Below are 18,213 nucleotides of genomic sequence, written 5' to 3'. Positions count from 1 at the left end.
AATGCCTGGTGGGGCTGCCATTGCGTCCCAACTCACGGCTGATGGTTGAGGCCGAACGCCCCAGCATCTGGCCGATCGCCTGCATCGAGAGCCCCTTGCGCCGCCCAATGTCGATCTCAACCCGCTCCCGCAGGCTCAACTGCTCATACAAAGTTCCCATCGCACCAACACCATAGCAGGTGTTGCACTTGTGGCGTGAGTCGAGGGGGTCCATCCTGAGATGGTTTGGACGATCCACCTGGCGGCAGGACGGGCATCTCGGGATGGATCCCGGCCTTCCCCGGGATGACATCGGGGGTGGTGCACCGTTCCGGGACAAAACAAAAAAGGCAACGATGATGACTTCTTATCTTCTCGCGGGGCCCGCGGGGGAGCCGGTTTCGCTTGCCGAGGCCAAGGCATTTCTGCGGGTGGATGATGGGGCCGAGGATGGCTTGATCGGCACGCTGATCGGGGCGGCGCGGCTGCATGTCGAGGGCGTGACGGGGCGGGCGCTGCTGGCGCAGAGCGGGCCGGGCACGAGTGTGGGGGAGAATACCCATGTCTCGGCGTGGGCGAGCGACTGGACTTGCTCGATCGACGAGCTGGTGGCGCTGTGTCCAAGCCTTGAGCGGGTGGCGCTGGTGGTGGCCTGGTTTGGCGATGATCTGCGGTGTGGCAGTTGCGCGGTGGGGCCGCGGGTGGAGGCGGCGGAGCGCCATGTCGAAGGTGCGGCGTGGAGCGTGATGGGGCTGGGGCGCGGCGATGTGCCGGTGGTGTCGTGGCATGACGGTGGACCGGCTTATGGCGGGACGCCCTCGGATGGCTGGGTGTTGGGGGCGATTGCGGATCTGAAGGCGCGGGGGATCGCGGTCACGATCTATCCGCTGATCATGATGGATGTGCCGGTGGGGAACGGCCTGCCTGATCCGCATGGCGGGGTGGAGCAGCCGAGCTATCCGTGGCGCGGGCGGATTACGTGTCATCCGGCGCCGGGGCAAGTGGGGTCGCCGGACCGGAGCATGTTGGCGGCGGAGCAGGTGGCGGGTTTTGCCGGACGGTATCGGGAGATGGTGCTGCACTATGCCGGGCTGTCGGTGGCGGCGGGGGGCGTCGATGCGCTGGTGATCGGCTCGGAGATGCGCGGGCTGACGACGGTAAGGGGTGTCGGGAACAGCTTTCCGTTCGTGGATGCGCTGGTGGCGCTGGCGGCGGATGTGCGCGGGGTGGTGGGGCCGGCGACGAAGCTGACCTATGCGGCGGATTGGAGCGAATATTCGGGGTACCAGCCCGAGGGCGAGAAGTTCTTTCACCTCGATCCGCTCTGGGCGGCGCCGGAGATCGATGCGGTGGGCATCGACAATTACATGCCGCTGGCCGATTGGCGCGATGGGACCGGGCATCTCGATGCGGCGGAATGGGCAAGCGGGTATGAGCTCGATTACCTCGCCGGCAATGTGGCGGGCGGGGAGGGGTTTGACTGGTATTATGCTGGGGATGCCGACCGGCTGGCGCAGCTGCGTACGCCCATCACCGACGGGGCGCATGGCGAGCCGTGGGTCTATCGGTTCAAGGATATTCGTAACTGGTGGAGCCAGCAGCATTTCGACCGGCCGGGTGGTGAGAGGGCGGCGAGCCCGACGGCCTGGGTGCCGGGCAGCAAGCCGGTGTGGTTTACCGAGCTTGGTTGCGCGGCGGTCGACAAGGGGGCGAACCAGCCCAACATTTTTGGCGACAGCAAGAGTGCCGAGGGTGGGCGGCCGTATTTTTCCAATGGCACGCCGGATGCGCTGATCCAGCGGCAGGCGCTGCGGGCGCAGCAGCGGTTCTGGCGCGATCCGGTGAACAATCCGGCGGGAATGGTGGATGTGGGGCGCATCTATCATTGGACCTGGGATGCGCGGCCCTATCCGGCATTTCCGGCGCAAAGCGATGTGTGGGCTGATGGGGTGAACCACCGTTCCGGGCACTGGTTGACGGGGCGGCTGGGCGGGGTGGCGAGTGATGAACTCTCGACTGCGGTAGCGCGCGACCATGGGGTGACGCTGGACGCGGAGCCGGCAGCGCCATTCGTGGGTGGCCATGTGCTTGGCGGGGCGACGACGGCGCGCGAGGCGCTTGAGCCGTTGCTGGAGGTGACGGGCTTGCGCCTACGCAGTCGTGCGGGCGGGCTGGAACTGGGTAACGCCAGGCGCGGCGTGGTGAGCGTGCTTGATCCGGACGGGCTGGTCGCGGGCGAGGGCGCGGTGTTGTCGCGGCGGCGCGGCGATCCGGCGGAGGCGCCGGGACAATTGGTGCTGAGCTATATGGATCGGGAGCGGGATTACCTGACGGCGAGCGTAACGGCGCTGAGCCGTGCGGATGGTCCTGTGACGGGCGAGGCCACGGCGCTGGTGCTGGATGGATCGGGTGCGCGATTGGCGGCGGAGCGGATGCTGGACGCGAGGAGCGCGCGTCGGGAGACGCTGGAGTTTGAACTGCCGCCATCGGCACTGGCGCTGGAGCCGGGGGATCTGGTGGAAATTGCGGGAGTGGCCGAGGGGCCATTCGAGATCATTGAAATCCGGGATGGGTTGAGCCGGCGGGTGACGGCGCGCACCTTGCCGGTCGGGACGGCGGTCGCGACGGAGGTGGATCGGCCGCCACTAGCGACGGGTGGCGTGACGGTGCGGGCGCGTCCGGTGGTTACCATGGCGCATCTGCCGCCGCTGCCGGGAGATCCGCAGCGTTCGCGGTTGGTGATGGGCGGGTTCGCGCAGCCTTGGCCGGGAGTGTTGCAGGTCACCGATGAGGTGACGGGTGCGGGCGTTGCTCAACTCGGCAGACGGGCAAGGCTCGGCGTGACGAGTGCGCCGCTAGGTGTTGGGCCTGTGGCCATTTGGGATTACGGCCAAGCGTTGGAGGTGACGCTTTATGGCGGGCATCTGGGTTCGGTTGAGCCGGAAGCGGCACTGGCGGGGAGCAACCGGATTGCGGTTGAAACCGATGCCGGTGGCTGGGAGGTGGTGGGGTTTGCCAATGCCGAACTGGTCGCTACCGGTCAGTACCGCCTGAGCCGGTTGCTGCGGGGGCTGCAGGGCACGGCCGCGATGATGGGGCCGGTAGGCGTAGGCAGGCGAGTGATGGTGCTGGATACAAGCACGGTGAGCGTGCCTGTGGAGCAGCATCTGCTCGGCGAGGAGCGCGTGTTCCGGGTTTATGCCGGGCAGGGCGATCTGGAGGGGACGTTGGTGACGGTGTCCACCGATGTTCGGGCAGCCATTCCATTGGCGCCGGTTCACCTCAGGGCCGAGCGCGGGGTTGATGGCAGCATAGGTCTCAACTGGGTTCGTTGCAGCCGGGCTGACGGGGATGGTTGGGGCGTGGGTGAGAGCCCGCTTGAGCACAATCCGGAGCTTTACCGCGTCGGCATCTGGGACGGCTCGACGCTGGTTCGCACATTCGATTGCCCATCGGCGGCGGCTTCCTACGGCGCAGCCGACCAGGTCGCGGACTTCGGTGATGTGCCGGGCAGTTTTGAATGGACGGTTTCGCAGGTGAGCGCGGTGTTGGGCGCTGGTGCGGCGGCAAAGGGAGTATTCAATGGCTAGGACAAGGTTCGAAATTTGCCTTGATGAAGTGCTGCGGCACGAGGGCGGCTATGTCGACCACCCCAGCGATCCGGGCGGGGCCACCAATATGGGCATCACCCACAAGACGCTGGCGCGATGGCGCAAGGTTTCGCCCTGGTGGAAGCTGAGCAAGGAAGAGGTCAAGGCCCTGGGGCGCGAGGAGGCGGCGCGGATCTATCGCGCCAGCTACTGGAACCGGGTCAATGCGCGTGGGCTACCGGCCGGGCTTGATTTGGCGGTCTTCGACTTTGCGGTGAACTCGGGGCCGGATCGGGCGGTTCGCACGCTGCAGGCTGAAATTGGCTCGGTGGCGGACGGGCAGGTCGGGCCGCTGACGGTTGAGGCCATCAAACAGCGGATTGCCGGCAAGGGAATCGCCGACCTGATCGAGACCTATTGCAACCGTCGGCTGCTGTTCCTGGGGCGGCTTTCGACATTTGCCATCTTCGGCAAGGGCTGGTCGGCCCGGGTCGCTGCGGTGCGGCTGGCAGCGATCTCTGCGGCCGGCGGGCCGGAAATCACGACGCAAACAAATCAATGGAGGACGACAATGCAAGCTCTCAATGGCTACAAGACCTATATCGTGGCCGCAATCATGCTGCTGGCCGGCATCGCGCAGGTGCTGGGGGTGGAACTGCCCGCACTTGACGGCGGATCGGCCGGGCAACTGGTCATGGAGGCCCTCGCGATCCTGTTTCTGCGCAAGGGCTTGAAGGGGGATATCGGGCGGGCGTGACACTTGCCATTGTATCCACCATGCCCGATATTCGAGGGATAGCTGGAAATCCGGGGATCGACATGGCCAAGCGTATGTTCAGCGTAGCGGCCCATTGGGACGATGACGCCAAAGTATACTACTCCGAAAGCGACATCACCGGCTTGCACATCGAAGCCCGGACAATCGAGGAATTCGAGGAAGCGATGATGGACGTGGCGCCGACATTGGTGATGACAAACCACGTGTCAAAGGATGATCTGGCAAATCTGCCGCCGCAGGATCTGATCCCGGCTATCCTGTGGCAGCGTCCAGCAGACAAGGCCGCCTGAATTGGTCGACGGCTATTATTCAGCCGTCGCCAAACTTCTAAGATCCCAGGGTTTTTGGTATCTGGCCAATGCCAAGGGATCACATGAGAAGTGGGTCGACGAGAGTGGCAGGATGCTGATTGTGCCACGCAACCTCATGAGCCGGCACACTGCGAATGCTATTTTGCGGGACGCCGGCTGCAGCACGAAACTGTAGAATACGCGTGGTCTTGCCTCATTCATGTCCCATTCAGCAACCCGGCCTTAGGTTGAGCAGCATGAAAACCTTGCTCAAACGATTCAGCGCTCCTCTTGCACTCGCCTTGGTGGTGGGCCTTGCCGGCACAGGTCTGGCTCAGGCTGCGTGCCTCAATAACCGGGAAATCCAGGAGGCGGTTTCTTCGGGGCAGATCATGTCACTGGCACAAGTCTTGTCCTCGGCCGGCATCGGGAGCAATGCGGAGGTTCTCACTGTTCAAGTGTGTGACGAAGGCGGGCGCCTCGTCTACATTATCGGCGTGTTGACACCCGATGGGGAAGCGCAGAATTTGGTTTTGAGCGCGAACTAACACGGCGCTGCGTGCGGGGGACCAGATGCGAATTCTTGTTGTCGAAGACGACACCAATCTTAATCGGCAACTCAAGGAAGCGCTGACCGAGGCTGGTTATGCGGTGGACGTGGCGTTTGATGGGGAAGAGGGGCACTTCCTGGGCGACACCGAACCCTATGATGCCATTGTACTAGATATTGGCCTGCCGCAGATGGACGGGCTTTCCGTGCTCGAAGAATGGCGGCGCGCTGGCAAGACCACGCCTGTGCTGCTGCTGACGGCGCGCGACCGCTGGAGCGACAAGGTGCAGGGGATCGACGCAGGGGCAGACGATTATGTCGCCAAGCCCTTCCACATGGAAGAAGTGCTGGCGCGTATCCGGGCGCTGGTGCGGCGGGCGGCGGGACTGGCATCGAACGAGATCGTTTCGGGTTCGGTGCGGCTGGATTCGCGCTCGGGCCGGGTGACAGTGGATGGGCAGTCAGTGAAGCTGACCAGCCACGAACTGCGCCTTTTGAGCTACCTCATGCACCACAAGGGCAAGGTCATTTCGCGCACTGAGTTGACCGAGCATCTTTATGACCAGGACTTCGACCGCGACAGCAACACGATCGAGGTGTTTGTCGGGCGGCTACGCAAGAAATTGCCGGAAGATTGTATCCAGACCGTGCGTGGCTTGGGCTATCAGATCGCGGAAGATTAGCGTGTTTGCGGAATGTGGCCCTCGGGTCAAGCCCGAGGGCAGCCTGGTGAGCAGGATAAATCTGGGGCATGCGGCCACAGTGAACAGTCCCCTTGGTCCCTGCCCGCAAGGGGGAACTGTTTACTTTGGTCACACGGCGTCATTCCCGCGAAGGCGGGAATCTCACTTCACTTCAGCGCATTAGTGGGATTCCCGCCTTCGCGGGAATGACGCCGCGGATGGCGGGAGAGGGTGCCGACTGCGATGTCGGCGTGACGTATCTCTAGCGTCTGCGCTGACCCATGCGTAAGGGTTCCATCGCAGCATCCTTGTTCTGGCTTTCGGCGGGTTGGCTGGTGGTCGCGCTGGTGGCGACCGGGTTTCTGCTGACTGACCTCTATTCGAGAGCGCTGGACAATTCCCTCGCGGATTCGCTGGATTTCCAGGTGGAGAGCCTGACGGCGGCGCTTCTTGAAACGGGCGACCCGTTGAGCGATGAGATCCGGGTGACGGACCCGCGGTTCGACCGGCCGCGCTCGGGTTGGTACTGGATGATCCGCGACGCCGACGGCACCCTGTATAATCTTTCGACTTCGGTGGTTGGCATCGATGTGCCAGCGATGATGGGGCCGCCTGATGCGCGAGGCCGCCGCACTGCCATTGTTGATGACGCGTTCGGTACGCGCCTGCGGGTGGTGGAGCGCACGGTGACGCTGGCGCCGCGCACCTACCAGATCGTGGTCACCGGCAATCTCAGCGAAATTCTTGAACTGGTAGAAGGCTTTCGCGGACAAACCTTCATCGTTTTGGGAGCCGTGGGCGTGATGCTGGCGATCATGAGCGCGATCGTCGCGCGCTTCGCCATGCGGCCCATTTCGCGGCTGAGCCAGGCTATAGAGAGCGTGCGCGAGGGCGAGAGCGTCGCCGTGACCGGCACCTATCCGCGCGAGATTGCGCCCCTCGCCGAAGAGGTCAACGAACTGCTGCGCTCGAACGTGCAGATCATCGAGCGGGCGCGCAACCAGGTCGGCAATTTGGCGCATGGGCTCAAGACACCCATTGCGGTGCTGCGCAACGAGGCGGCGAGCAAGAAGGGCGCTCTGGCCGACGTGGTGCTCGCCGAGAGCGAGAAGATGAGCTCGATGGTGTCGACTTATCTCGAGCGCGCAAGGCTGGCGGCACGTACATCGGTGGTGGGCAAGAAGGCTGACAGCACGATGATCATGCTGCGGCTGACCCGGGTGATGCGCAAGATTCACCCTGGCGTGACGATTGCTTTCCAGCGCCCGGACGCTTCGCTGCCCTGGTTCCGGGGGGATGAGGCGGATCTGGAGGAAATGGCGGGAAATCTGCTCGACAATGCCTGCAAATGGTCCAAGGGGCAGGTCGGTGTGCGGCTTTCGAGTGAGCGCAGTGATACGGGAGCCATGCTGTTGATCCGTATCGACGACAATGGACCGGGCCTCAGCGAAGAAGATGCGCAAAAAGTGTTGCGTCGCGGTGTCAGGCTGGACGAGAAAACGCCCGGTAGCGGCTTGGGGCTCGATATCGTGAAGGAACTGGTAGATGTCTACGGTGGTAGCCTGGCGCTGAAACGCTCGGCACTGGGGGGATTGTTGGTGGAACTACGCTTGCCAACTGCCCGCCTGGGAGGCATCAGCAAACCGGCTGCTGCCTGACGCACTTTCGCCGTAATGCGCCAACAAGAGCTTCTCCATAGCTTAAGAGATTGAACACATGAATCGCACCGCTCTCCTTGCTTCCCCGTTGCTCGCTTTGACCCTGGCTGCCTGCTCCAGCACTGGACCTAGCCAGGTTTATCAGGCCCCCGTGGCGGTGGCCCCAGCGCCGGTGGTGACGCAGCCGGTGGTGCCGACGCCGGCCCAGACCACCCAGCAGGCGTTGCTGACGACGAGCGTTGCCAACGGGTTCGTGGATGCCGGCGCGGTGTCGCGCATGACCGCCAAGGATACGGCCCAGGCCAACAGCGCGCAGTTCTATGCACTGCAGTTCGGCCGGCCCGGTGCCCCGCGCGCCTGGACGGGTGACAACGGCACCACGGGTTCGGTGGGTGTTGGCCCCTATGTGCGCGTCAACAACCTCGATTGCCGCGACTTCACCCACACGGTGAAAATCGGCGGGCAGGAATTCACCAAGAAGGGTACCGCCTGCCGCGAGCAGAACGGCAACTGGACGGTGGAGCAGGGCGCCGCCTAAGCCTTTTGGCAAGGTAGGGATTGTTTACCATCGCGCGCTAATGTGCGGATCCAGCCGATCCTCACATTATTGCGTTGATGTCCCAAGCCACAAACCGATCAGAAACGCTTCCAGTCGAGACGGCGCGTGGCCGCGGTGCGCCTTTGCCCTTTGCCGGATTGATCGAACCCGTGATCGTGGAAGATCCGGCAAGCTTGAGTTTTGCCGGGTGTGTGGCGCGGGATTATGCCCGGGTGGGCTGGGTTTGGGTCTATCGTGACCTTTGCCCCGACCTGATCCCGCGAGACGCCGTGGAGGCTGGCTCGTTTGACGCCAGCCAGCTCGAAGCCATCATGCCGCAGGTTATGGCGCGCATGAAGGAGGCACTTGCCCGGGCGGGGCGGGATGCGGAAGAAGCGCTGCGGCTGCGCGCCATGCTGGGCGGTGAAGATCAGCGCGCGGCCATGCCGGCGCTGCTGAATGCCTTGCGGGGCAGGACATTGCTGGGCAAGGCGCAGACCTTCGGGCGCACGCTCAATACCATGACGGATGATGCGGCGGTGGCAACCGCGCTGCAATCCATGCCGCTGCAGGATCCCTCGCTGGCCGCATCGCTGTTTCATGCAGCGCTTGGGCATGTCGCCAATCCGACGCGCCTCGTGGCTGCGGCGATCAAGATTTCCAGCAACGGCACGGAGGTGGCAGTGGCGCGCAGCGGTTTCACTCCGCTAGTGGAAGCCATCCTGGCGCATGCGCAGAACCAAATTCGTTTGCTCGGGCCCAGTAGCGGGACTTTTAGCGACATCGATCTGGTATGCCGGGCGCTGGACCGTTTCCACCGGCTGGTTCGCGCGCTTTCCGGCTATATCGAATTTGCGCGCGGCAGCCGCTGGGCGGGCATGCTGTCGTCCATCACCAAGCAGGCCTCTGATGGTATCGAGCCCCGCCTGCGCGAGGTGGTGCCCGACATCAACCTGGCGTTGCGCCGCGGTCGCGAGGGCACGTCGGACAGGCTGGACAGCGACCATTTGCTGGCCGCCATCAACGGCGTCTATCTGCTGGCCGCGGTTCGGGCATGTCGCGATTCATTAGCGTTGAACGCGACGTTTGACCAAGTCTGGAGCCAATCGGCCCAGACGCTCGAACATTACCTGCAGCGCAATATGGATCTGTATCGCCAAAACCCCGCCGATCCAGTGGTCTCCGCCCGGCTCGACGCTGCGATCAAGATGGCGGAAATCCGCTTCAATCCGGAATATGCCGAGACGCTACGACGCGCCCGGGCCGCTGCCGAGCGACGCGTCTAGGCTCATCGAGGCCGAGTAGGGGCCGATCACGCTGACGGCGATGGAGCGGCTGTCCTCCCGCACATAGGCGGTTGGGGCCGATTGGGTTGAGGCCGCAAACAAGGCCGCGGCGCCGATATCACCCACGCGTACCACGACCCCGATGGCCTTGAAGGGGCTCTTTTCGTCGGCATCGGCGTAGACCAGGGCGCCCACTTCCAGCCTGCGCTTTTCCAGCGGAGCGATGGCGCAGGTGATGCTTCCGGTACCGAAACGTCCCGCGAGATAGCCGGGCACCAGATAGTGCGACGTGTCGGGCGCGGTCGCGGTGGTGCGCGGTCCTGTGGCTATTGGGATGAGCGCCACGCGTTCCTGCGCGACAATTCCGGCGCTCTGGGCCGGAATTGTGCCCAACTGGGTTCCTGCTGCGATATCGGCAATGGCGAGCGGCTGGGGCATGTCGGCCAGTGACCAGGCTTGCGTCGATTTGACGAACGGGAGCCAACCCGGCCAGCGGGCGTGCTGTTGTTCGGGGCGCTCGATATAGCTCTGGCCGCTATCGAGGAATGCCGGTGCCGCGTCGGCCTGGGCGTTTGCGGCAATCGGTGTGGGGCCATCCGGCGTTTCATACATCGGATCGATCAAGCGCTCTTCTACAATTCTTCGGCGGCGGCCAAGCGCCTGTGCCACGGCGTCCTTGCCGCTTTTCAAGCAGGCGTGACCGCTGAGATAGCCCGCAGCGCTTCCAGCCAACGCCATGCCAGGGGGACCGCTGAGGACAGGATCGAGCCGCCGGGTTCCCTCATTCCACCGGCTCTCTCCACCGGCCATATGCCAGAGCGTAAGGTCCGGCTGCCAGCCACCACACAGGATGATCCGATCCGCTACAAGTGCCGGTTCGGCTTGAGGCAGGTGGTGGAATGCCGAGTGCGGAGTGAGGGATATTTGCCGTTGCTTTGCGGCGAGGGTGGCCGCTCCTGGAATGGTGCCGGCTGCCATCGTAATGCCGTAGGCCTTGGCGAATTCGATGAAGCGTGATTGCGGGGCGGGGCGTCCATCGATGATGCGTGAAACCTTTACGCCGCCATCGGCGGCCAGCACGGCCAGCCGGTAAGCAGCGTTGGTGACGGTCGCGAGGAGCGCCGTCTTGCCGGGCCAGACGCCGAATTGGCTTGCGAGGCTATAGGCCTCCAGAGTGGTCGTAACACCGGGCAGTCTGTTGCCGGCAAAGATGGGCAGCCTCTCGATGACGCCTGTGGCAAGGACAATATGGGGCGCATGGAGATCCTGCGTACGAGCGACAGGCTTGCCATCGATAATGGTAACGCCATGCACGCGAACGGCACCGGGGCGCGCAGCGATGGCTTGGGTGCCCGGCATGACCACAATGGTCTGGTCCTGTGCGATGGCAGCTACTAGGCGCATAATGCTCTGGTCGGGTGTCTCCTCGCCCTCCTGGGAGCCAAAGAGCCGTGCATGCCCACCAAGATGCAGGCTTGCTTCCACGAGAATGACGCGGAGGCCGGCTTTTGCGGCGGCGACGGCCGCTGTCATCCCAGAGATGCCGCCGCCAACGATCACCATGTCGGTTTCGGAGCCGATCTCGGCGCCACCATGCAGCCACGGACGCTGCATGGTGGCGGGGACATCAAGGTTCAGCCCCAGTGAGCGTGATCCCCGTAAGCGCGACATGGCCAGGCCAAGCTTTGAAATTCTGCTGGCGCCCGGTGTCAGGTAGTCCGCGCCATCGGTGGCGGGGGTTCGCTCCATCGGTAGTGCTCGTGCTGGATCGCGGTGGTGGGCGGACGGAAAGATGGGAGGCGCATGCCGTTGCGTCAAGCCGATGGGCGGTCCGCTGCGCAAGCCTGCCGCATCATAACCCGATGCCAATACCGCGCTCAAAACAGTGTCGCCGGCGAAGCCCGATATGGTCTGGCCGTTCAGTTTGAACTTCAGAGGGCGGTTGCGGCTGATCGCGGTGCCGGCAAAGTGACGCGCATCCGACGCGAGGCGATATGGTTGCTCCTTCATCCCATGGCGCCCCAATCGGCAACCACCGAGTTTACGGAATCACGATCGACCAGCCGTGCCGCGAACCAGGTGTTTTCCGCTTCGCTTGCCACGCCCGCGAGCCAACGGGCGAGGGCCGTTGCGAAGAAAGCGCCTGTGGTGCCGAAGCCGGCAATGATGTCGAGGCCTGTGCCGCCTAAGCGTCCGACCACGGGAGCGCCATCTCTGGTGGCGATGCGTTGGTAGCTCGATTGCCCCGCCTGACGCATGTTGTGATCGTTGCCAACCAGCGACTGGGTTGCCTCGCTGACCTGTTCGATTGTCCCCGAGCCCATTGCCAGGATGCCGCCGCGGGCATGATGGGTGAGCGTGATACCGTGGTCGAGCTGATGGCGGAGCGTTGTTGCAAGAGGTCTGCTCGGCTCGAGCAACAGGCTGCTGGCGGTTTGTGCCGTGATGGACGCGGGCCACGCTTCGGCGGGCAAATGCGTGATGATCGCTTGGTCATCCGCCAGAACGGTCTGCGCGATTTCAAACTGCTGGTCCGCAAGAAACGCTTCTGCGCTGCCATCGGGCCGCAGGCGCAGTTGGGCATTCATTTCCAGCCGCTGCACCCCCAGAGATGATAGCCATCGATCCAGAACCGGCTCAAGACTGGCGCGATGGAGCAAGAAGGCGTCCCGAAACAGCACGCCCTGGTGACCCGTACTCAGCAGGTGGCGGGGCACGCGCTCTGCAGAAACATCGAACGCCTGGGCCATGTGGCGGATATGCCCCACGACGTCCATCCCCGCCGCGGTGTGGGCCTGAAAGATCGGATCGACGCGCGACATTCCGTTTCGTCCGCCAATGCGGGCGATGAGTTTACGCAGTTCGGGTGTGCCTTCCCCCAGCCGCGCCCACGTTTCGGGGCGAGTGATGGGCGCTGTGGACAGATCGATGCCGCGCGGCAACCGATACCCCGATTGACTCTCTCCCTGGTAAATTACCGACTTCTTGTGGTTCCCGGCCAATAGCCCTGCAATCAGCCGCGCCTGGGGGCTTGCGCCCAAAACAGCGAAGTCGATGCGGGAAGGGGTCATGCGGCGGGAGAAACCTGTGGCAATGCGTCCGTCCAAATCACGCGTGTTTTGGTGGTTTTTAGCGGTAGCAGGCTTATACATGACCCGATCTTGCCGCGCGCCGGCACCAAGCGTCCAAGGCTCATGTTGTTCTGGTTAATCGTCATTGCCGTTACCGCCATTGCGTGCGCTGCACTTTTCTACGCGGCGGGCCCGCGCACGGTCAACGCGACCTCCGCTGAATTGGACGATGCCAACAGCCATTTTCGCGTGGTGCTCGCCGGGATCGACGCCGATCTTGCCGCGGGCAAGCTGGGCGAAGCCGAGGCAATCGCCGCCAAGGGCGAGTTGGCGCGGGAGATTTTGAAGCTCAAGGCAGACGCCGGGCGCGCAGCAGGGACACTGCGTGACATGGGCCGTGGGCCGCTGGTAGCCGGAATTTTGAGCACAGCGGTTCTGGCGCTGGGCCTCTACGGGGTTCTGGGAAGTCCCGACATGCCGAGCCAGCCCCTGGCCGAGCGAGCAGATGCGGCGGCACCGGCAATCGATCTCGAATCTGCGGTCACACGCATCGAAGCGGCCTTGACCGCCAATCCCGACGATCTGAGGGGCTGGACGGTGATTGCGCCGGTCTATCTCGAAATGGCGCGCTATGGTGATGCAGCGCGAGCCTATCGTCGCGTGCTGGAACTGGGTGAACCCAGTGCAGACCTGCGTACCAGCCTCGCGGAAGCGCTGCTGCTGGAAGCAGACGGAGCCGGCTCGCCCGAAGCCATGGAACTGCTGGCGGCCGCTGCCGCGAGCGAGCCCGGTCATGTGCTGTCCCGGCTCTATCTTGCCTCAGAGCTGACACGTCTGGGGCGCTATAAGGAAGCGGTTGACGCCTGGAACGCCGCACTAGCGCTTTCCTCCGGCGATGAGCCATGGCTTGGTGCTGCGCGTGAAGGTCTCGCCGTGGCGCAGAATGATGGCGTGGCACCGGCCGATACCCAGCAGGCCGAGATGATCGGCCAGATGGTCTCGGGGCTGGCGACGCGGCTTGCTGAAAGCGGCGGCAGCATTGAGGAGTGGACACAACTTGTCCGCGCCTATCTGGTGCTCGGCGATACCGCCAAGGCGCAGGCTGCTTTCGATGACGCGGTGCGTGCCTATCCGCAGGCGTTTGACCGAGGCGATCTCGATGCCGTGGCACTCGGAGCGGGTCTCAAACTGAATGGAGCAACGCCATGAGCATGTCCGCTTCTATGCGCAAGAAGGGCTGGACCCGTAAGCAGAAGCGCCTGGCGGTGATCGCCGGCCTGGGCCTGGTTCTGGCGCTTGCCACGACGCTGGTGCTCGTCGCGTTGCGTGACCAGATCGTCTTTTTCTATTCGCCGTCCGATGTGATCAGCCGCGAAGTCGCTGCGGGGCAGCCCATCCGGTTGGGGGGCCTCGTCAAGGATGGCTCCTGGGTCCGGGACGGGCAGAACAACAGCTTCGTGGTGACCGACGGCGCCAACGACATCGCCGCGCGCTATGTCGGCATTTTGCCCGACCTGTTTCGCGAGGGGCAGGGCGTTGTTGCCGAAGGCAGCCTGGGTCCGGATGGTCAGTTCCAGGCTTCCAACGTGCTCGCCAAGCATGATGAGAACTATGTGCCCAAGGAAGTCGTGGAGGCCCTCAAAGCCAGTGGCGAATGGCGGCCGGAGGCTGGCCAGTGAGCATTGAACTCGGCCACTTTTCGCTGATCCTGGCGTTCGCCATAGCGGTACTGTCCACCGTTGGCGGATATGCCTATTGGCGGAGCGGGCAGCGCATTGCGCTGGTGCTGCGGCAGGGTGCCGTGTTGCAATTCGTGCTGGTGGCGGTGGCTTTTGGTGCGCTGATCCAGGCGTTCGTGGTCTCCGATTTCAGCCTTGCGCTGGCGGTGAATAACTCCCACTCGCTCAAGCCGCTGATCTTCAAGATTTCCGGCGTCTGGGGCAACCACGAAGGCTCGATGGTGCTCTGGATCCTGATCCTGGTGGCATTTGGCGCCATGGTGGCAGCGTTCGGCCGGCGGCTTCCCAATGATCTGATGGCGCTGGTACTGGCAACGCAGAGCCTGCTCACTGCGGCGTTTGCCGGGTTCACGCTGTTTACGTCCAACCCGTTCGAGCGGGTTTTGCCGGCGCCGTTGGAAGGCAATGACCTCAATCCGGTGCTGCAGGACATCGGCCTCGCCATTCACCCGCCGCTGCTTTACGCGGGCTATGTGGGGTTCTCGATCTGCTTCTCGTTTGCCATCGCAGCCTTGATCTCGGGGCGGATCGATCAGGCATGGGCGCGCTGGGTGCGGCCCTGGACCATGCTGAGCTGGACCTTCCTGACGCTGGGCATCGCCATGGGCTCCTACTGGGCCTATTACGAGCTGGGCTGGGGTGGCTGGTGGTTCTGGGACCCGGTTGAAAACGCCAGCTTCATGCCGTGGCTGGCCGGCACGGCCCTGCTGCATTCGGCGCTGGTGATGGAAAAGCGCAACGCGCTGAAAATCTGGACGATCTTTTTGTCCATCATCACCTTCTCGCTGTCGCTGCTCGGCACGTTCCTAGTGCGCTCGGGCATTTTGACGTCGGTTCATACTTTCGCCAGCGATCCGACCCGTGGCCTCGTTATTCTTTCGCTGCTGGCGCTGGTCATCGGCGGCGCATTCTTCCTGTTCGCGCTGCGGGCATCCTCGCTGCGGCAGGGCGGGCTGTTCGCGCCCGTGAGCCGCGAAGGCGCGCTGATCCTCAACAATCTGTTCCTCGCCACGGCCGTGGGTGCGGTGCTGGTGGGCACGCTTTATCCGCTGGTGCTCGATGCGTTGACCGGAACGTCCATTTCCGTTGGCGCGCCGTTCTTCAATCTCACCTTTGGCGCGCTGATGGCACCGCTCCTGCTGGTCCTGCCGTTTGGGCCGCTGCTGGCCTGGAAACGCGCCGATATCGTCAGTGCTGCACAACGTCTGATGGCGGCGGCGGCGCTGGCCATTTTCGTCGCTATCCTTGTTTCGGCGCTGGGCGGCGTGGCGCTGTCATTGGCGCCGCTTGGGCTGCTACTCGGCTTCTGGGTGGCGTTCGGCGCGGTGGCGGAGCTTATCGACCGCAGCAAGCTTGGCCGCATACCGCTGGCCGAGAGCTGGCGGCGGCTGGTGGGCCTGCCGCGCACGGCATGGTCGACTGCCATCGGGCATTTCGGCGTCGGCATAACCGTGTTGGGCATAGTTTCCACCACCGCCTGGGAAACCGAGCTGGTAACCACGCTCAATCCCGGCGAGACGGCCACGCTGGCGGGCTACACCATCGCCTTCGACAGCTTCGAGCAGGTGCCGGGGCCGAATTATCTGTCCGACGAGGGACGGTTTACCATCACGGCGCCCAATGGCAGCACGCGCCAGACCATGGCCGACCGGCGCACCTATGTGGCAAGTGGCATGCCCACAACCGAAGCCGCGATCGAAACCTATGGGTTTTCCCAACTCTATCTGCAACTCGGCGAGCCGCTGGAAAACACCCACGTCGTTCGCGTCTGGCACAAGCCGTACATCACCCTGATCTGGCTCGGCACCATACTCATGGCCCTAGCGGGTGTGCTGTCGCTCACCGACCGGAAAGTGCGGGTCGGGGCGCCCCGACGTGCGGCGAAACCCGTTGCGGAGCCAGCGGAATGATCTGGTTGCGAGCCCTCTGCCTCACTCTGGCGATGATCGCGCCTGCCTGGGCGGTGAGCCCCGACGAGGTCCTGCCCGATCCGGTGCTCGAACAGCGTGCGCGGGATATCTCGGCGGGTTTGCGGTGCCTCGTCTGCCAGAACCAGTCGATCGATGACAGCGATGCCGATCTGGCGCGCGATCTTCGCGTGCTGGTGCGGGAGCGGCTGGTTGCGGGCGATAGCGATGAGCAGGTGCAGCAGTTCCTCGTCGACCGCTATGGCGAGTTCGTGTTGCTCAATCCACGCGTCAGCAATCATACGCTTCTGCTGTGGGGAGCCGCCCCCGTGCTGCTGATCGGTGGACTGGGCGCGCTGTGGCTGGTGAACCGCCGTCGGCGCTATGCTGCACCTGAGTTAAGCCCCGATGAGAAGGCCGCGCTGGACGAACTCAACTCCTGAGACCCTATATGCAAGGCGGAATAGTGTCCGGGTTACGCCCCATTCCTGCCTGCAACATTGCCAAGGTTTAATGTTGGCGCAACGTGCATGAAATGTCGCGCGTTCCATATATAGCCCACAAGCTGTTGAGGGCTTGCCGAAGGAGATTGGTTTCCATGCGCTCGACTATTTTGACCCGTATTCGCCGCTGGCTTGGGGCTTCAGCCCTCGCATTGCTGGTGGGCGTTGGTGGTGTATCCACCGCATTCGTGATGACTGGACAAACCGCCAATGCACAGGTGCAGCCGGCAGCCCAGATCGTCGTTCCCCAAGCCGCGCAACCGCAGGCTGGATTCGCTGACCTGGTTGACGCCGTCAAGCCTGCCGTGGTCTCGATCCTGGTTGAAGCCGAAGAAAGCTCGGCCATGATGCAGCGCCGCGGTGGCGGCCAGTTCAACTTCAATTTCCCCGACCTTCCGCCTGATCACCCGTTCCGCGATTTCTTTGACCGGTTCGGCCAGGGACCGGGCGGTCGTGGTGGCGATGAACCGACGCCGCGCCAGTATATGGCAGCCGGCTCCGGTTTCGTGATCTCGGCTGACGGCTATGTGGTTACCAATAACCACGTCGTCGCAGACGCAACCAAGGTCACGGTCGTCTTCGACGATGGCAGCGAACAGGTCGCCGAAATCGTCGGCACCGACGAGCGCACCGATCTTGCCGTGCTCAAGATCGAAGGCACCGACCTGCCGTTCGTGACCTTTGAAACCGAAGCCAGCCGGGTTGGCGACTGGGTTTTAGCCGTTGGTAATCCGTTCGGTCTGGGCGGCACGGTGACTGCCGGCGTCATTTCGGGCGCAGGCCGTAATATCGGCGGCTCGAACTACGGAGACTTCCTGCAGATCGACGCTGCGGTTAACACCGGCAATTCCGGCGGCCCGGCCTTCAACACCAAGGGTGAAGTGGTAGGCGTGAACACCGCCATCTATTCGCCCAATGGCGGTAATGTCGGTATTGCGTTCGCCATTCCGGCGGCAACCGTCAAGGGCATCGTCGACCAGCTGATCGATAGCGGCTCCGTGACTCGCGGTTATCTTGGTGTCGGTATCCAGGATGTGACGCGCGATATCGCCGATGGTGTCGGTCTGGAAGAAGCCAAGGGTGCCATTGTAACCAATGTCGCAGAGGATGGTCCTGCCGGTCCCGCCGGCATCGAATCCGGTGACATCGTCACGGCCGTCGATGGCGACCAGATCGATGACGCACTGGATCTCAGCCGCACCATTGCCGGCAAGTCCCCTGACAGCGCCGTCGAACTGACCATCTGGCGCGACGGTGCCGAGACCACGGTGTCGGTTACGCTTGGCACGCTCAACGAAGAAGCTGCCGCAGCAGAAGAACAGACCGCGCCGACACCGCCGGAAGCTGTTCCTTCTGAATCCAGCGTTGGCTTGACGCTGGTTCCGAACTCCGATGGTTCCGGTGGCCTGCTGGTGCAGAATGTTGATCCCGAATCCCAGGCGGCCGAGAAGGGTATCGCCGTGGGTGATGCAATCACCGAGGTCAACAACACTGCAGTGAACACTCTGGAAGAGTTCGAAGCTGCGATCGAGGCAGTCAAAGCCAAGGGCCTGAACACGGCTCTGGTCAAGGCGAGCCGCGACGGCAACGCCCGCTTCATCGGCCTGCCGCTGGGCGAGTAAACTAATCCGGCTCCGGGGC

Annotated in this window: 16 protein-coding genes; 13 read left to right on the top strand and 3 right to left on the bottom strand. The window is 63.5% G+C overall.

Translation table 11 applies throughout. From position 1 onward, the window contains the following. Positions 1–160: helix-turn-helix domain-containing protein (locus tag C8264_RS23025; protein WP_162783666.1), on the bottom strand; the 160-nt coding region annotated here is incomplete at its 3' end. Between the two features lie 178 nt (positions 161–338). On the opposite strand from C8264_RS23025, the gene C8264_RS21050 reads away from it, so the two are divergent. The 8 genes from C8264_RS21050 to C8264_RS21015 all read left to right on the top strand — a co-directional run bounded on the left by C8264_RS21050 (position 339) and on the right by C8264_RS21015 (position 9,352). Continuing rightward, the gene (locus C8264_RS21050; RefSeq protein ID WP_162783826.1) at positions 339–3,569 is read left to right on the top strand and encodes a baseplate multidomain protein megatron; all 3,231 of its coding nucleotides are present in this window, start codon (positions 339–341) and stop codon (positions 3,567–3,569) included. Next, entirely contained in the window at positions 3,562–4,326 is a 765-nt protein-coding gene (locus C8264_RS21045) for a glycoside hydrolase family 108 protein (protein WP_108462945.1), read from the top strand. Before C8264_RS21050 ends, C8264_RS21045 begins: the two co-directional genes overlap by 8 nt. Then, positions 4,323–4,637, top strand: coding sequence for a DUF1902 domain-containing protein (locus tag C8264_RS21040; protein WP_108462944.1), 315 nt, complete (start codon positions 4,323–4,325; stop codon positions 4,635–4,637). Before C8264_RS21045 ends, C8264_RS21040 begins: the two co-directional genes overlap by 4 nt. 257 nt (positions 4,638–4,894) lie before the next feature. After that, positions 4,895–5,185: a PepSY domain-containing protein gene (locus C8264_RS21035; RefSeq protein WP_108462943.1), complete on the top strand. Its 291-nt coding sequence runs from the start codon at positions 4,895–4,897 to the stop codon at positions 5,183–5,185. A 25-nt stretch (positions 5,186–5,210) separates the two neighbouring features. Then, positions 5,211–5,870: a response regulator transcription factor gene (locus C8264_RS21030; RefSeq protein ID WP_108462942.1), complete on the top strand. Its 660-nt coding sequence runs from the start codon at positions 5,211–5,213 to the stop codon at positions 5,868–5,870. A gap of 281 nt (positions 5,871–6,151) precedes the next feature. Then, a complete protein-coding gene (locus tag C8264_RS21025) occupies positions 6,152–7,528 on the top strand; it encodes a sensor histidine kinase (protein WP_108462941.1) in 1,377 nt (458 codons plus the stop codon). A 58-nt stretch (positions 7,529–7,586) separates the two neighbouring features. Further along, positions 7,587–8,066, top strand: a complete 480-nt coding sequence (locus tag C8264_RS21020; RefSeq protein WP_108462940.1) for a hypothetical protein — start codon at positions 7,587–7,589, stop codon at positions 8,064–8,066. 77 nt (positions 8,067–8,143) lie between these two features. Continuing rightward, entirely contained in the window at positions 8,144–9,352 is a 1,209-nt protein-coding gene (locus tag C8264_RS21015; protein WP_108462939.1) for a hypothetical protein, read from the top strand. Here the strand turns inward: C8264_RS21015 and C8264_RS21010 are convergent. Together C8264_RS21010 and C8264_RS21005 are read right to left on the bottom strand one after the other, a co-directional pair. Beyond that, positions 9,314–11,362: an FAD-dependent oxidoreductase gene (locus C8264_RS21010; RefSeq protein ID WP_108462938.1), complete on the bottom strand. Its 2,049-nt coding sequence runs from the start codon at positions 11,360–11,362 to the stop codon at positions 9,314–9,316. The genes C8264_RS21015 and C8264_RS21010 overlap by 39 nt on opposite strands. Then, positions 11,359–12,504, bottom strand: coding sequence for an FAD-binding oxidoreductase/lyase (locus C8264_RS21005; RefSeq protein WP_205245748.1), 1,146 nt, complete (start codon positions 12,502–12,504; stop codon positions 11,359–11,361). Before C8264_RS21005 ends, C8264_RS21010 begins: the two co-directional genes overlap by 4 nt. A 42-nt stretch (positions 12,505–12,546) precedes the next feature. On the opposite strand from C8264_RS21005, the gene ccmI reads away from it, so the two are divergent. The 5 genes from ccmI (at position 12,547) to C8264_RS20980 (ending at position 18,194) form a co-directional block, all read left to right on the top strand. Beyond that, positions 12,547–13,632 (top strand): c-type cytochrome biogenesis protein CcmI, encoded by a 1,086-nt coding sequence (gene ccmI / locus C8264_RS21000; protein ID WP_108462936.1) that lies wholly within the window; start codon positions 12,547–12,549, stop codon positions 13,630–13,632. Next, the gene (gene ccmE, locus C8264_RS20995) at positions 13,629–14,102 is read left to right on the top strand and encodes a cytochrome c maturation protein CcmE (protein ID WP_245893429.1); all 474 of its coding nucleotides are present in this window, start codon (positions 13,629–13,631) and stop codon (positions 14,100–14,102) included. The genes ccmI and ccmE overlap by 4 nt, the downstream gene beginning before the upstream one ends. Beyond that, entirely contained in the window at positions 14,099–16,072 is a 1,974-nt protein-coding gene (locus C8264_RS20990; protein ID WP_108462947.1) for a heme lyase CcmF/NrfE family subunit, read from the top strand. The genes ccmE and C8264_RS20990 overlap by 4 nt, the downstream gene beginning before the upstream one ends. Further along, the gene (locus C8264_RS20985; RefSeq protein ID WP_108462935.1) at positions 16,069–16,512 is read left to right on the top strand and encodes a cytochrome c-type biogenesis protein; all 444 of its coding nucleotides are present in this window, start codon (positions 16,069–16,071) and stop codon (positions 16,510–16,512) included. Before C8264_RS20990 ends, C8264_RS20985 begins: the two co-directional genes overlap by 4 nt. A 155-nt stretch (positions 16,513–16,667) precedes the next feature. Continuing rightward, on the top strand, positions 16,668–18,194 hold the full coding sequence (locus tag C8264_RS20980) for a Do family serine endopeptidase (RefSeq protein WP_108462934.1): 1,527 nt from the start codon (positions 16,668–16,670) through the stop codon (positions 18,192–18,194). Positions 18,195–18,213 lie beyond the last annotated feature (19 nt).

Origin of the sequence: Devosia naphthalenivorans (assembly GCF_003056355.1) — a bacterium.
GTDB classification, from domain to species: Bacteria; Pseudomonadota; Alphaproteobacteria; order Rhizobiales; family Devosiaceae; genus Devosia; species Devosia naphthalenivorans.
Note: the sequence above shows the minus strand (reverse complement) of the source record. Positions and strands in the feature narration are given on the sequence as shown.

Excerpts from the sequence above, each read along its gene's own strand:
- C8264_RS21050 (WP_162783826.1), top strand. The coding sequence starts at position 339 with ATGACTTCTTATCTTCTCGCGGGGCCCGCGGGGGAGCCGGTTTCGCTT.
- C8264_RS21045 (WP_108462945.1), top strand. The coding sequence starts at position 3,562 with ATGGCTAGGACAAGGTTCGAAATTTGCCTTGATGAAGTGCTGCGGCAC.
- C8264_RS21035 (WP_108462943.1), top strand. The coding sequence starts at position 4,895 with ATGAAAACCTTGCTCAAACGATTCAGCGCTCCTCTTGCACTCGCCTTG.
- C8264_RS21030 (WP_108462942.1), top strand. The coding sequence starts at position 5,211 with ATGCGAATTCTTGTTGTCGAAGACGACACCAATCTTAATCGGCAACTC.
- C8264_RS21025 (WP_108462941.1), top strand. The coding sequence starts at position 6,152 with ATGCGTAAGGGTTCCATCGCAGCATCCTTGTTCTGGCTTTCGGCGGGT.
- C8264_RS21020 (WP_108462940.1), top strand. The coding sequence starts at position 7,587 with ATGAATCGCACCGCTCTCCTTGCTTCCCCGTTGCTCGCTTTGACCCTG.
- C8264_RS21015 (WP_108462939.1), top strand. The coding sequence starts at position 8,144 with ATGTCCCAAGCCACAAACCGATCAGAAACGCTTCCAGTCGAGACGGCG.
- C8264_RS21010 (WP_108462938.1), bottom strand. The coding sequence starts at position 11,362 with ATGAAGGAGCAACCATATCGCCTCGCGTCGGATGCGCGTCACTTTGCC.
- C8264_RS21005 (WP_205245748.1), bottom strand. The coding sequence starts at position 12,504 with ATGTATAAGCCTGCTACCGCTAAAAACCACCAAAACACGCGTGATTTG.
- ccmI (WP_108462936.1), top strand. The coding sequence starts at position 12,547 with ATGTTGTTCTGGTTAATCGTCATTGCCGTTACCGCCATTGCGTGCGCT.
- ccmE (WP_245893429.1), top strand. The coding sequence starts at position 13,629 with ATGAGCATGTCCGCTTCTATGCGCAAGAAGGGCTGGACCCGTAAGCAG.
- C8264_RS20985 (WP_108462935.1), top strand. The coding sequence starts at position 16,069 with ATGATCTGGTTGCGAGCCCTCTGCCTCACTCTGGCGATGATCGCGCCT.
- C8264_RS20980 (WP_108462934.1), top strand. The coding sequence starts at position 16,668 with ATGCGCTCGACTATTTTGACCCGTATTCGCCGCTGGCTTGGGGCTTCA.